The organism is Serratia sp. 3ACOL1, from assembly GCF_003668775.1.
In the GTDB taxonomy this organism is placed as follows: Bacteria; Pseudomonadota; Gammaproteobacteria; order Enterobacterales; family Enterobacteriaceae; genus Chania; species Chania fonticola.
Map to the genome: position 1 here is coordinate 4,363,398 of NZ_CP033055.1, position 14,493 is coordinate 4,377,890.

Here is a 14,493-nt window from a genome sequence, read left to right on the forward strand (position 1 = left end):
CCCCCTCACCCTACCCCTTATCCGTGGGGAAAGGGAATGGGTTTGCTTACACTGATTTGATATCACAGCGTTTACTGCAAGGCGTTATACACAGCAACCGCCTCTTCCACAACCTTGCTGTCGGCCGGTAAACCGGAAATTTGCGCCAGCGCGGCTTTTGGACCCAGTTTTGTCAGCAAGTCTACCAGTTCTTGTGCCTGTGGATCCTGCTCGCTGCGGTAGCTCATGGCGGCGGCGATCCCCTTGATCAGGTTGGCGTGCGGCAAGCCGTATTCCAACGTGCCCAACAGCGGCTTGATCAGGCGATCGCCCGCGCTCAGTTTGCGCAGCGGCTGACGGCCCACTCGCTCTACGTCATCGTGCAGATACGGGTTTTCGAAGCGTGACAGGATTTTGTTGATATAGGCAGCATGCTTGTCGGCGTCAAAACCGTAGCGCTTGATCAGCACCGCACCACTCTCTTCCATCGCCCCTTTGACCACCTGGCGGATGACCGGATCGAGGATCGCATCACGAATGGTCAACAGCTTGGCGCGCTGGCCCAGGTAGGCGGTGATCGCATGGCCGGTATTGAGGGTAAACAGCTTACGTTCAACAAATGCCATCAGGTTGTCGGTCAGTTCCATGCCGGCGATGGCTGGCGGTTGCCCCTTGAATTGGGTCTGATCGACGATCCACTCGCTGAAGGTTTCTACCGTCACTTCCAGGGGATCGTTGCTGCCCGCCTCGGCTGGCGGCACGATACGGTCTACGGCGGAATCAACAAAACCGATATGCTGCTCAACCCAGGTCTGTTCATCCTGTGGCAGCGCGTCGAACACGTGCTGTTTGAGCTGGCTGGTACCACGCACCATGTTTTCACAGGCGATGATATTCAGCGGTTGAGTATTGCCTTGCTGATGGCGCAGGATCAGGCCTTTGGCGATAGTCCCGGCAATTCTGGCGAGGATCTGCGGACCAACGGCGGTCGTGACGATATCGGCCTGGGCAATCAGGGCCACCGCCTCTTCGCTTCCGCTGTTAACGGCACTGACGTTATTCACCTCTTCAACGCGCGCTTGCTCACCCACCACATGTACCTGGTAGCTTTTGCGTTGGTTCAACGCGTCCAGCACCGTCTGGTTAACGTCAGCAAAAGTCAGTTCGGCGTGCGCGTCGGCAAGCAGTTTGCCAATAAAGCCACGGCCAATATTGCCGGCTCCGAAGTGTAATGCTTTCATATTCCACCCTTTCTTAATGTAGAAAGGTGCAGCAAGCTGCACCCTTTAAAATAATTCTGTTATCAGGCCTTCTTGCCGCCCAGCAAATCCAACACTTCCTGGACGCTGGTGGTATTCGCCAGCCGCTCGATGACGGTTTCATCATCCAACGCATTGGTCAGGCTGGTGATCACCTGGATATGCTCGTTGTTACGCGCCGCGATACCGATAACCAGACGCGCCACCTCATCCTCTTCGTCACCGAAACGTACGCCCTGCGGATACTGGCAGAACACCACGCCGGTACGCAGCACGCGGTCTTTGGCTTCAATGGTGCCATGCGGCACGGCAATGGATTCGCCCAGGTAGGTAGAAGTCAGCTTTTCACGTTCCAACATGGCCGGAACATACTCTGGCTCGACATAGCCGCCCTTCACCAGTTGCTCACCGGCAAAGCGAATGGCCTGCTCTTTATCAATGGCCTGCAAGCCGAGGAACACGTTGCTTTCACCCAGTTTAAACAGGTTCTGTTCGCTGGCGTCAAAGCTGTCATCCAGGGTGGAGATAACCTTCTGCTGGGTTTCGCTGGTCTTGTTAGCGGCCACCAGGCGAGCGGTCAGATCGCTGTACAGATGGCTGTCCAGGAAGTTGGTCAGCGAGATGTGCTGGGCCTGCGGCGCATGGCGCATCGCACGCTCGGTCAGATCGCGGTGAGTGATCACCAGATCCACATCTTCCGGCAGGCTGTTGATCGCGCTGTTAGTTACGGAGATATTCTTCAGCCCCGCGTCCGCCACTTTCTTGCGTAGCACGCCAGCACCCATGGCGCTGGAACCCATACCCGCATCGCAAGCCACGATGATTTTACGCACGGTGCTCAGATCGCCGTCTACGGCTGCGTTTACCGCGGCACCGCCTTTAGACTGGGCTTTCATGTCCTGGATACGGCGGGTCGCTTCTTCCAGATCGTCTTCCTCTTTCACTTTTGAGGTTTTCAACAGGAAGGCTGAAACCACGAAGGAGACCACGAACGCCGCAAATACCGCCGCCAGGTTAGCGAAGTAGGCGCCTTTTGGCGTCATCGCCAGCACCGCCAGGATAGAGCCAGGGGAAGCAGGAGATACCAGGCCGCCGTTCAGCAGGGTCAGGGTGAATACGCCGGTCATACCGCCCAGAATAACCGCCAGGATCAGGCGTGGATTCATCAGCACGTATGGGAAGTAGATTTCGTGGATACCACCCAGGAAGTGGATGATCGCCGCACCGCCAGCAGACTGCTTGGCACTACCACGGCCGAAGAACATATAGGCCATCAGCACGCCCAAACCTGGGCCTGGGTTGGCTTCGATCAGGAAGAAGATCGATTTACCGGTTTCCGTCGCCTGCTGGATGCCCAGCGGTGAGAAGATACCGTGGTTGATGGCGTTGTTCAGGAACAGGATTTTCGCCGGTTCAACGAAGATCGAGGTCAATGGCAGCAGGTTGTTGACCACCATGATATGCACGCCAGCCGCCAGCACTTTAGATATCGCTTCGACCAATGGCCCGATACCCATAAAGGCCAGGATTGCCAACAGCATACCGATGATGCCTGCGGAGAAGTTGTTGACCAACATCTCGAAGCCGCTTTTGATCTTGCCGTCAACCCAACGGTCAAAGTGCTTGATCGCCCAGCCGCCCAACGGGCCTGCAATCATGGAACCGAGGAACATCGGCATGTCTGCACCGACGATCACGCCCATGGTGGTGATGGCACCGACCACGCCGCCACGCTCGCCGCCCACCAGTTTACCGCCGGTATAACCGATCAGCAGTGGCAGCAGGTAGGTGATCATTGGCCCAACCAGCTTGGCTAACGTCTCGTTTGGCAGCCAGCCGGTAGGAATGAATAGCGCAGTGATGATACCCCAGGCGATGAATGCGCCAATGTTGGGCATCACCATATTACTCAGGAAACGGCCAAAGTTTTGCACTTTAACCTTGATGTCTGGTGAAAACATAAACACACCCCTATTGTTACGCGCTGACAATAAGAGCGCGCGATAATTGTTGTAACGTTCTAGCCCTGTTGATGCTGTTTGCGAAACGGACTCTACCACGCTCTTTTTACTACGCGAACTTCACGGAATTTTTGTGATCACCATCACTAACATTGCCCCTATACCCCGGTGTATTTAGTGATATACATCACACTTATGCGGTGTAAAAAAAATACAACGAGAAGATATACCGGCCAAATGCACCAAAAACGTGACCATCGTCACACTTTAAACCTTGCTGTTTGTTTTTGAAATGTGACAAGAATCACAATTTATTTTACATCCGACCACCGGGCCGTGGCCTGAAATGACATCTTCCCTGTGAGCATCCACTCCGTCGGGAAATAACCATGGCGTGGATGAAAGAAAACTACATTAAGAGATGTGATGAATAAGTGAAGTGTAGTACAGAAGTGCGTGGGAGTATTTTGGTGAGCGTTCAAGGCAGTTGCTCCGCCAAACAATGCCGGGCCAGTGAACGCATCCACCGCCCGGCAGAAATAACCCTACCGGCATGGCGGTAGAGGTCAAGCGGCAACCAAACGCTTTAGCTGCGAAGTATCGACTGCTTTTTTGGCGATCCACAGGCTGTAATTATCCTGCAGGTTTAGCCAGAATTCAGGGGAACTGCCCAGCACTATGGACAACTTCACCGCCATCTCAGGGCTAACAGCCGCATTCCCTGCGACCAAGCGCTGTGCGGTGGAGGGTGCCACCATCAACGCCCTGGCAAATACGCGGATACCAACACCCAGTTCTTCCAGCGTTTCAGCGATGATCTCGCCCGGATGCGGGGGGTTATGCATAGCCATTAGTGATAATCCTCATAGTTGACGATATAAGCATCACCGTCGATAAATTCAAACGTGATGCGCCAGTTGCCTGTTACGGTTATTGACCACTGCCCGGCACGGTCACCCGACAATGGGTGAAGTTGATAGCCAGGGCGGTTGATATCACTGATGTCCTTTGCTGCATCAATTACACCAAGCCTCAGACGAATTTTACCGATCTGTTGAGTATTGATGCCAGCCGTAGAGCCTTTCTCAAAAAACTGTCGCAATCCCTTGTGCTTAAAACTCTTAATCATAAGAATGCTCCATCACCCTCGTTGCGCAACACGAAACATTATACAACCTGTTTCGTATTACGCAACACCCTAATATCCGTGAAGAGGTGGGATCGCAGCGCCAGACAGCATGCATGAAGCTTGGTATTCGGTTAATAGACTTGAGGAAAGATTAAACCATCGAGAGGTGAGGCGATAAATATATTATATATCAGTAAATTAAAAAGGGCCGAACAAGTTCGACCCCCTACAGTTCCAGCAACATTGCCAATCTGAATATTGCTTAACGCTACTGCATTACCGCCAGCACTGTTTTCTGTGCGTTCAGCAAGTCCTGCTGCTTGGCCACCAGATTGGACATCATGGTGTTGTACTGCGTCGCCTGCTGCTGGGTACGGAACTGCACACCGCCGTTGTTGAAGCTGACCTGATTGCCCTGGGCCTGCAGGAAATCCCCTACCTGTACCAGATCTTGGACAAAACCGGCGGTGGTTGGGATCGCTGGCATCAGCGCATTGGCCGGTGCGGTAACAATCTTGTCATACACCTGGTTGTATACCGCTTTCAGATCGTCCGGCTGTTTCAGCGCCACACGAGCAGTATCCGCCTGCGCCTTGGCAGTCTGGATCTGCTGGCCCAGCAGGTTTAATGCGCCGATCGACTGTTGCAGGCTATCGCGCTTGCTCATGTAGTCCTGCGCGGTGCGGATCTGATTAACCTGCTCCAGCGCCGGGGTCAGGCTGGCGTCCACCGACTTCGTCAATTGCTGGGAAAAGCCCACCAGAATGGCGTAATCGCCGGTATAAGCACCGAATTTCTGTTTCTGATCTTCGCTCAACGTCGGGATATGTACGCCACTGCGCATGACCGTATTCTGTAAGTAATCAACGAATGCCTTGCGCTGCTCCGGCTCTTTATCGCCGCAGGCGGTCAGTTGCATAACCACCAACAATGCCAACACCGGTGCCAGCCAACGCGCGAAACTTCTGCTCTGGATCCCTACAGCCATGTGACATAACTCCTGTTATAAACGTGTCTTTTATCAGATTCCATGCCGTCTGCCGCCCTCCGTGCGTCTAAAGAATAGATCAACTGCCAGCGATACGAAATGTGATTATACGAGGTACTCAGAATAACTCACCGTTGCGCGGCCGCCATCAGAGAAGAAAAAGCGCCCGCAGGCGCTTTTTCTTGGGCTTTACACCATTATTGCAGTACGGAGATATCCGCGACCTGCAGGAACAGTTCACGCAGCTTGCTCAGCAGCGTCAGGCGGTTCACACGCACCGCTTCATCTTCGGCCATCACCATCACGCCGTCGAAGAACGCATCCACGGTTTCACGCAGTGCGGCCAGTTCTACCAGCGCTTCCTGGTAGCGGCCTTCGGCGAAGAACGGCTCCAGCTTATCGCGCAGCACCACCAAGTGGGTTGCCAACTTCAGCTCGGCCGGTTCTTTCAATACCGAAGCGTGGACGTGGTCCAGCAGCGTATCGTTGGATTTGGCCAGGATATTGGAAACACGCTTGTTGGCAGCCGCCAATGCCGCTGCAGCTTCCAGCGTACGGAAATGCGTCACCGCTTTTACCCGCGCATCGAAGTCGGCTGGCTTGGTTGGGCGACGTGCCAATACGGCCTGGATGGTATCCACCGCATGGCCTTCTTCCTGATACCAGGCACGGAAACGGCCCAGCATAAAGTCGACAACCTCATCCACCACCTTGGCGTTGGTCAGCTTGTCACCATACAGGCGGACGGCCTCTTCGGTGAGGGTTTGCAGATCCAGCGGCAGGTTTTTCTCAACGATAATACGCAGCACGCCCAGCGCAGCACGGCGCAGCGCGAACGGGTCTTTATCGCCTTTTGGATGTTGCCCGATGCCGAAGATCCCGGCCAGGGTGTCCATCTTGTCGGCAATCGCCAACGAGCAGGCCACCAACGATTGCGGCAGTTCATCACCGGCAAAACGTGGTTGGTACTGTTCGTTCAACGCGACTGCAACGTCTTCGGCTTCACCGTCGTGGCGCGCATAGTGCATGCCCATGACGCCTTGGGTGTCGGTGAATTCGAACACCATGTTGGTCATCAGATCGCACTTCGACAGTAGCCCCGCACGCGTAGCGTGGTTGACGTCTGCCCCGATCTGGCCAGCAATCCAGCCCGCCATGGCCTGGATACGGTCGGTCTTGGCGCGCAGGGTGCCCAGTTGCTGTTGGAACAGCACGGTTTCCAGACGCGGCAGGTTGTCTTCCAGGCGTTGCTTGCGGTCGGTATTGAAGAAGAATTCGGCATCTGCCAGACGCGGGCGCACCACCTTCTCGTTACCAGAGATGATTTGCTGCGGATCTTTCGATTCGATATTGGCGACGAAGATAAAGTTCGGCAGCAGTTTGCCCGCGGCGTCATACACCGGGAAATACTTCTGATCGCCCTTCATGGTGTACACCAGCGCTTCCGCCGGCACCGCCAGGAACTTCTCTTCGAACTTGGCGGTCAGCACCACTGGCCATTCGACCAACGAGGTAACCTCTTCCAGCAGGCTCTCGCTCAGATCGGCTTTACCGCCAATCTGCTGCGCAGCCAACTCGGCATCACGCTTGATCAAGGATTTACGGGTTTGATAATCCGCCACCACTTTGCCGCGTTCCAACAGGATCTGCGGGTATTGATCGGCGTTATCGATGGTGAATTCGGCTTCACCCATAAAGCGGTGGCCGCGAATAGTGCGGGCAGAGTCGATACCCAGCACGGTGCCAGGGATCAGTTCTGCACCCAGCAGCAGGGTCACGGTATGCACAGGGCGGACGAACTGGGTTTCTTTATCGCCCCAGCGCATCAGTTTCGGGATTGGCAGCTTGGACAGCGCGGTGCTCACCATACCGGCCAGCAGTTGCTGGGCAGATTGGCCTGGCACATGGGCGCGATACAGCAGCCATTCGCCTTTATCGGTCACCAGACGCTCGGCCTGATCGACGGTAATACCACAGCCACGCGCCCAACCTTCGGCCGCTTTGCTTGGTTTGCCTTCGGCATCGAACGCCTGGGCAATGGCTGGACCGCGTTTTTCAACTTCACGATCGGCCTGCGCAGCACTCAGATCCGCCACTTTCAACGCCAGGCGGCGCGGAGCGGCAAACCACTTCACTTCGCCATGTTCCAGGCCAGCGTTGTCCAGCTCAGCGGTAAAGTTGGCAGCAAAGGCTTCTGCCAGTGAGCGAAGAGCCTTCGGCGGCAGCTCTTCCGTGCCGATTTCCACCAGGAAAGTCTGTTGTGTCATAGCTGCCTCTACTTCTTGTTACACATTGGGAAGCCCAGCGCTTCGCGGGAAGCGTAGTAGGCCTCGGCAACGGCTTTGGTCAGCGTGCGAATACGCAGAATATAGCGCTGACGCTCGGTAACCGAGATCGCCTTGCGTGCATCCAACAGGTTGAAGGTATGAGCAGCCTTGAGGATACGTTCATAAGCCGGCAGCGGCAGCGGTTTCTCCAATGCCAGCAGCGTTTGTGCTTCCTTCTCATACTGCTCGAAGCAGGAGAACAGGAAATCAACATCGGCGTATTCGAAGTTGTAGGTGGACTGCTCCACTTCGTTCTGATGGAACACGTCGCCGTAGGTGGTAACGCCCAATGGGCCATTGCTCCACACCAGATCGTAGACGCTGTCCACGCCCTGGATATACATCGCCAGGCGTTCCAGACCGTAGGTGATCTCACCGGTAACCGGTTTGCACTCCATACCGCCAACCTGCTGGAAATAGGTAAACTGCGTGACTTCCATGCCGTTTAACCATACTTCCCAACCCAGACCCCAGGCGCCGAGCGTCGGGTTTTCCCAGTTGTCTTCCACAAAGCGGATATCGTGGATGGTCGGATCCAGACCCAGTTCCTTCAAGGAACCCAGGTAGAGTTCCTGAATGTTTTCTGGCGATGGCTTAATCACCACCTGGAATTGGTAGTAATGCTGCAGGCGGTTCGGGTTTTCCCCGTAACGGCCGTCGGTTGGGCGACGTGAAGGTTGCACATAGGCGGTGGCCATTGGCTCCGGGCCCAGTGCACGCAGGCAGGTCATCGGGTGGGATGTCCCCGCGCCAACTTCCATGTCCAGCGGTTGCACGATGGTGCAGCCCTGGCGCGCCCAATAGTCCTGTAGTGTCAGGATCAGACCCTGAAAGGTCTTGGTATCAAACTTTTGCATGTTGATTTCGCACGCGATACAAGTGGATTTAACAGAATGGGCCAGTATACCCGTTGACCGTAAGATATACAGCCAGAATCCCGCAGCAAGTGTCAATCTTCGTGAAAAAATCGCGCTGCGCGGCCAGTTAGGAAGGGATCGAGTCGATAGTTGTTGCCTGAACGAGATTTAGCCCGGTGATAAGCCTCAATGAATAGAGTCGGCCTAAGCAGTGATGTTTAATACTGCTACACCATCCGACATTGATCATCGATACGTTCAAGCCGGAGGCTCTTGGTCACTCTCATTCCCGCTCGGAAAACACCGGCCTGATGAGCTTCAGCTCAACGCCAAGCCTGATGGCATGTTTGGCGTTGGTAACGCCTAATTTTTTGACCACGTTGCCGATATGATATTTTACGGTGGTGAGCTTGATCCCCAAAATCAGCGCGATTTCCTGATAGGATTTCCCCATGCTGGCCCAGTAAATCACCTCATTCTCGCGCTTGGAGAATAGCTCTTTTTGGTTGATTTGGTCATCATCGCTGGTGTTATTCAGTTCGTGATAGAGTGTGGTTAATTTATCATGCACGGTGATTAACAGCATTTGCAGTTTATGTTGGTTCTCTTTGATAATCTCTTCTATATTTTCGTCACAGGCGTCATCCATAATAAGAGACAGCACCACCAGATTATTGTTGTGATCGTGCAACACAAACGTATAGCCATTGATGACATTATAGTTCTTGGCCATATCAAAAATATTGGGGTGTTTTAACCCGGAGCCGTTCTTAATATTTTCATCCCAGACGAAAGGTGTCACTCGGCGGGATGTGGAAATCAATACCGGATCGATAAACTGGTAGTTATTTGCGGTATAAAACTCAAACCATTCTGTTTTGTTGGAAATGATGGTGAAATTAGCAGGGTTTATTTTGCTCATGATCGCATAAGCGTACTTTATGCTGTTATACTCTCGTAAGTTCGCTTCCAAATAACTCTTTATGACTGAGTTAATAAATTCATTATTAAAGAATAAACTCGACACACAAAGTCTCCTTATTGAAATTTCCGTTACAAATTTCAGAGCACAGCATAGAAGTAATATTTTATCATAAAAAAAACAGAAAAATAATAGTGAGTAAAAAAATTCCGTGAGCTTTTTAATCAATAACACCGTGATGATTTTACTGCTTGATATATTTAATGAAATAACTATGATTTTTTAACCACACTCACCCCAAGACATCAAAGCCTGATTTTTCACTGCGTTAATAACGGGTTTACAACAGTCTGCGTGATAAATTTTTAGTTGCTGAAGTGTTTTCAATTGGGTGCTTTTTTGCCAAAAATGTTAACATTCGGCAAAAAAACCACGTCATATCTGATAATAACTGACTTTCTGATTGTTGATACTGGGTTAAAGCTAAAAAACTAATGATAGGGTCTGGGATTGATACGTTTTTTATATATTTCAGGCACGCAAAAGCGCTCCCACTCGTTGATTAACGAGCGAGAGAACAATTGACAGACGACCTGTTATTTATAATAATGACAACAAAATTTCCCTGGTGTTGGCCGAATTGGCTCCTGATCCTTTAAACGGGATCAGTTTTTTTTATTTAAATCTTTTGTTCTTATGCCGTAACGATAAAGTCTTTTAGGGGCAAATGATAGTTATACTAAAGTACAGTCAGACACTGTACTTTTTCGGTGAAGGGCTTAGGCAAGACGATGGCGAACAGGGCTGACAGCCCCGCATATCAGGCACTGTCCCGTAATTATGGTAAGCGCTGCTCTCCCCTATTCTTCCCGGCACCAAACCGTCTGGCACCGGGCAATTAAGATTAAATCCATTCTTCAAAAACGCGCACTGACCCCCACGTTGTACATAAATTGCTCGCCACTGCTCAAGCCGCTGGTTTGCGAAACTGTCGCAAACGCCGCCACCCGATCGCTCAGTGGCATATTCGCCCCCAAGGTGATATCCATCCAGTTTTTATCCTGGCTGGCGCTGTCGCGGGTGAATGAGGTCTCGGTCGATTTCAATCCACCGCCTGCCCGGTAAACGCCATCACCGAACTGGTGCTGATAGCTCACCTCCGCGTACGGATTAACTACCCCGAGCTGACTATCCAATCGCCATCCTACAGCGCCGATCTGCGAATGATAGGTCTGATCGTTGAAACGCATGGCCGTACTGTTGTCGCCATTCTCGCTATAACCGGAGACATTGCTGTAATCCCAGGCAAACTGGGCCATCGGCCCGGTGGTGAGGTACGAAGCGATCGGGAAGTCATACCCCGCAGTAACGCGTGCGCCCCACTGCTTACCATCGGTATCACCGGTTTCTGTACGGGTTAGCGAACCCAGCTGCATACTGCGGTTAATGTCGTCGTAATTCACGCTGGCATAGTGCAAATCAGCATTGACCCATCCTTGCTCAAACAGCGTCAGGGAGCTGAAGGCCGACAGCAGCACGCCACGCGCCTTATAATCGTAACGGCTGGAAGGCTGTTGATTATCGTTAGAACCCGAGATCAGCGCCCCTATCAGCCACTCATCCGTCAGTTGGTAATCCACGCCCAGCGTTAGGTTATGCGTGGTGGCGTCACCATCTCCGGCAACCATGTTGGCTGAATAATCATAACGTTGCCCAGCATAGCCGCCGAATACGCCCAACGACCCCTGCGGATTACTGTTGGTGCGTAACTGCTGAAAACGGCTGTCCAGGGTAGCACGGCTATCACGCGCGAAGGCGGCGGTTGCCTGGTTGAGTGCCACTGCCTGCGCCGGGCCATCCAATACCGCCTGAATATAATCGGCGATCAGTTGGTGAGCCTGCGGGCTGGGGTGGAAATGATCGGCAAACAGATAAGCCTGATCGCTGTTAAAGCCTGGCATGGACGAACTGCATACTGCCGAAGAAACTCCCGCTGGGCAGGCCATACCGGCAGTGTTGGTAAAACCAAACTGGCCCGGATTGGCGATCGCCTCGCTGAACAGTTTGTTGACATCAACGCGCACGATATTACCGCCGCCCTGAGCCAACAGGCGATCTTCGCTCTGGTTATAAAAATCGGTAAGCTGTGCCGCCTGGGCGCTGAAACTGTCAAAAGCCGCGCTCAGTTGGGCAGCAATGGCCTGCTGCACCAGAGGATTGCTGCTGGCCTGCTGTGCAGCGGCACCTAAAGCCTGATGGATCGCCTGCTGGCGCGAAGCGTTATCCGGCGTGGCGATAGTATTAAGCTTGCCGTACGCCGCCAGTATGGCCGCGCCCTGCACCGGCCCCAGCGCCTGCTGGATAATCAGCTCCATCAATTGCGGGGTTGAGCCGATATTCGGTACCGTTGGCACTATCACCGTCCCGGCACCGGCGTTCAGTAAAGCGTGCACCTGCGTCGCCGCAGCCAAGGCGCTGGTATAGGCCACCTCTGGTGCAGTTGCCACATTCATCGCCGCGGCGGCCAGATCGTTGCCGCCAATCCAGTGAATATACAAACCGTCGCCGTCGGCCCTGCCGTTAACCCTCGCAAGATAGCTTTGTAGCTGATCCTCGGTGTTGTCCGCCGGGTTTAGCGCCGGAACGGCCACACCACCACCGGCAGCATAGTTGTAGCCACCGTTATCGGATGCCACCAGCGCGGCACCGATGCGCTGGCCCAGTATTTCGTCATACAGCTGATGTTGGTTACTGTCATAAGTGAAGCGGCCGTTATTGCCGGTATCACTCAGGCTGTCGCCAAACACGTAAAGTTGATCGTAAGCCTGTGCCGTAGCACTGAGGCAAAAAGCTAACGCCACAGCAAGCACCGTTGGGGTGTGCTTGCCCTGTCTTTTCAGAGGCATAAATAGACTCCTGAGAGTCAAAATAGTAAACCGGGCGCAGCATGCAGCGCCCCTACGGTCGAACCTATGTGACTCATATCCAATTCTTATTGTTAGCCTTTATCACCAAGGCTATGTAGTAAATATTGCGTGGATTCACATAACGTCAAGCTTACCGACGATAAATCGCTCAAAGGGTTGCCAAGCAGGCCGCTTGCGGCGATGATTACCTGTAAATAAATACAGCATAAGGAATCTTCGTATGGCCAACGAACGTTGCGGTTGGGTTACCGCCGATCCGCTATATCTTGAGTATCATGACCAGGAATGGGGCGTACCCACCACCGACGCACGCGAGCTGTTCGAAATGCTGTGCCTGGAAGGCCAGCAGGCGGGTCTTTCCTGGATCACCGTGCTGAAAAAACGTGAAAACTATCGCCGCGCCTTCCACAATTTCGATCCGCAGCGCATCGCAGCCATGACCGAACAAGACGTGGCAACGCTGATGCAAGACAGCGGCATCATCCGCCATCGCGGCAAGATCGAGGCCATTATCAACAATGCCAAGGCCTATCTGGCGATGGAAACCGCCGGAGAGGATTTTGTCACCTTTATCTGGCAGTTCGTCGCCGGCAAGCCTCTGCTCAATCACTGGCAGGCGCTTGGCGAAGTCCCCGCCAAAACCGAACAGTCCGATGCCCTGTCCAAAGCGTTGAAAAAACGCGGCTTTAAATTTATCGGCTCAACCACCTGCTATGCCTTTATGCAGGCCAGCGGCCTGGTGAACGATCATCTTACCGGTTGCTTCTGCCACCCAAAGCAGCGCCAGGCATGATCCGCACCGCCGTTCCGGCCGATATCGAGCCGCTGATGACGCTGTGGCTGGCAAGCACCACCCAGGCCCATCCGTTTATCGCGGCCGATTATTGGCAGCAAACCGCCCAGTTGGTGCGTGAAAGCTATCTGCCGCGCGCCAAAACCTGGGTTTATCTGCACCACCAGCAGATCGCCGGTTTTATCAGCGTGCTGGATGAACGCTTTGTAGGCGCGCTGTTTGTCGATGAGCGCTTCCACGGCCAAGGCGTCGGAGCCGCACTGATGGAGCAAGTACAGCAACAGCACGGCTGGCTGAGCCTGGAGGTATACGAGCAGAATCTGCGGGCCTGCGCCTTTTACCGCAAGCTTGGGTTCAGTGAAATACAACGCCAGTTCAATCAGGAGACCCAGGCCCATACGCTGATCATGAACTGGGCCGCCGCCGAACTGCGCTACCCCTGAAGAAGTGGCGGGCGGGCTTTGTCATCCCTGCCCGCTTCTGGTACTTTGGCAGCCAACCTTGTCAACGAGATCCAGCATGTTTACCCATATCGCCTTATCCAAGCTCAACGGTCTTGAATTGATGGTGTACAACTACGTCATCAAAAATAAGGACAAGGTTATGTATATGACCATTCGCGAGCTGGCGGACGGTGCCAAGGTCTCCACCACCACGGTATTACGCTTTTGTAAGAAAATGAATTTCAGCGGCTATTCGGAATTCCGCATTCGCTTTAAACTCTATCTGGAACAGGAAGACAAACTGCTGCTAACCTCTGGCGTCAGTGAAATTGTCAGTTTCTTCAAGAGTATTAACAATGAAGAGTTTGAACAGTTAATTACGGATGCGGCAGCACACATTGCCAACGCGGAACGGATCATCTTTGTCGGAGCAGGAACATCCGGCACATTAGGTAAATACGGCGCTCGTTTTTTCTCTAACGTCGGTAAATTCAGTAATTATATCGATGACCCTTATTATCCCATCAGCAGTGATATGTATAAAAACGCGGTAGCCATTATTTTATCTGTTTCCGGAGAAACGCCGGAAATTCTTAAACTGGCCAGCCAATTTAGCCTGCATAACTGTAAGATCGTCAGCATTACCAATAGCGAAACCTCTTCGCTGGCGCGCATGGCGGACTTTAACCTCTCTTACCACATGCCGCAAATCCGCATTGCCAGCGAATACGATATCACTACCCAGGTACCGGTGATGTATATGTTGGAAGCGATAGGGAAAAAGCTGGCTAAAAGTCTCGGCCATTAATTTTATTAGCTGAGTCACGCTAAATAACACCCTGTTTTTTACATGTGACAAGTCACTATTCTGCAATTTTGTTATATCGTGACATTCCCTTGCCGTTTGC

12 protein-coding genes are annotated in these 14,493 nt (G+C 53.0%); 3 read left to right on the top strand and 9 right to left on the bottom strand.

Annotated features, from left to right (window positions below; all coding sequences use genetic code 11):
- Nucleotides 1-71: 71 nt before the first annotated feature.
- From D9980_RS19705 to D9980_RS19745, 9 genes are all read right to left on the bottom strand, one after another.
- Nucleotides 72-1,220, bottom strand: coding sequence for a mannitol-1-phosphate 5-dehydrogenase (locus tag D9980_RS19705; RefSeq protein WP_121608219.1), 1,149 nt, complete (start codon nucleotides 1,218-1,220; stop codon nucleotides 72-74).
- 62 nt (nucleotides 1,221-1,282) lie between these two features.
- A complete protein-coding gene (locus D9980_RS19710; RefSeq protein ID WP_024483280.1) occupies nucleotides 1,283-3,199 on the bottom strand; it encodes a PTS mannitol transporter subunit IICBA in 1,917 nt (638 codons plus the stop codon).
- A gap of 566 nt (nucleotides 3,200-3,765) precedes the next feature.
- Nucleotides 3,766-4,050 carry a HigA family addiction module antitoxin gene (locus D9980_RS19715; RefSeq protein ID WP_121608220.1) on the bottom strand — a complete coding sequence of 95 codons (285 nt, stop codon included), beginning with the start codon at nucleotides 4,048-4,050 and terminating at the stop codon, nucleotides 3,766-3,768.
- The gene (locus D9980_RS19720; RefSeq protein ID WP_024483282.1) at nucleotides 4,050-4,328 is read right to left on the bottom strand and encodes a type II toxin-antitoxin system RelE/ParE family toxin; all 279 of its coding nucleotides are present in this window, start codon (nucleotides 4,326-4,328) and stop codon (nucleotides 4,050-4,052) included. Before D9980_RS19720 ends, D9980_RS19715 begins: the two co-directional genes overlap by 1 nt.
- A gap of 268 nt (nucleotides 4,329-4,596) precedes the next feature.
- Complete coding sequence (locus D9980_RS19725) at nucleotides 4,597-5,316, bottom strand: DUF3053 domain-containing protein (RefSeq protein ID WP_024483283.1); 720 nt, start codon at nucleotides 5,314-5,316, stop codon at nucleotides 4,597-4,599.
- Nucleotides 5,317-5,513: 197 nt separating this feature from the next.
- Complete coding sequence (gene glyS / locus D9980_RS19730; RefSeq protein WP_024483284.1) at nucleotides 5,514-7,583, bottom strand: glycine--tRNA ligase subunit beta; 2,070 nt, start codon at nucleotides 7,581-7,583, stop codon at nucleotides 5,514-5,516.
- A gap of 8 nt (nucleotides 7,584-7,591) precedes the next feature.
- Nucleotides 7,592-8,500, bottom strand: coding sequence for a glycine--tRNA ligase subunit alpha (gene glyQ / locus D9980_RS19735; RefSeq protein WP_024483285.1), 909 nt, complete (start codon nucleotides 8,498-8,500; stop codon nucleotides 7,592-7,594).
- Nucleotides 8,501-8,783: 283 nt separating this feature from the next.
- On the bottom strand, nucleotides 8,784-9,527 hold the full coding sequence (locus D9980_RS19740) for a LuxR family transcriptional regulator (protein WP_121608221.1): 744 nt from the start codon (nucleotides 9,525-9,527) through the stop codon (nucleotides 8,784-8,786).
- Between the two features lie 812 nt (nucleotides 9,528-10,339).
- Entirely contained in the window at nucleotides 10,340-12,328 is a 1,989-nt protein-coding gene (locus D9980_RS19745; protein ID WP_121608222.1) for an autotransporter outer membrane beta-barrel domain-containing protein, read from the bottom strand.
- Between the two features lie 241 nt (nucleotides 12,329-12,569).
- Here D9980_RS19745 and D9980_RS19750 point away from each other — a divergent pair, with 241 nt between their 5' ends.
- From D9980_RS19750 to D9980_RS19760, 3 genes are all read left to right on the top strand, one after another.
- Nucleotides 12,570-13,142 (top strand): DNA-3-methyladenine glycosylase I, encoded by a 573-nt coding sequence (locus D9980_RS19750; RefSeq protein WP_121608223.1) that lies wholly within the window; start codon nucleotides 12,570-12,572, stop codon nucleotides 13,140-13,142.
- On the top strand, nucleotides 13,139-13,585 hold the full coding sequence (locus tag D9980_RS19755) for an N-acetyltransferase (protein WP_121608224.1): 447 nt from the start codon (nucleotides 13,139-13,141) through the stop codon (nucleotides 13,583-13,585). The genes D9980_RS19750 and D9980_RS19755 overlap by 4 nt, the downstream gene beginning before the upstream one ends.
- 76 nt (nucleotides 13,586-13,661) lie before the next feature.
- Nucleotides 13,662-14,393 (top strand): MurR/RpiR family transcriptional regulator, encoded by a 732-nt coding sequence (locus tag D9980_RS19760; RefSeq protein WP_059199249.1) that lies wholly within the window; start codon nucleotides 13,662-13,664, stop codon nucleotides 14,391-14,393.
- Nucleotides 14,394-14,493: the final 100 nt, after the last annotated feature.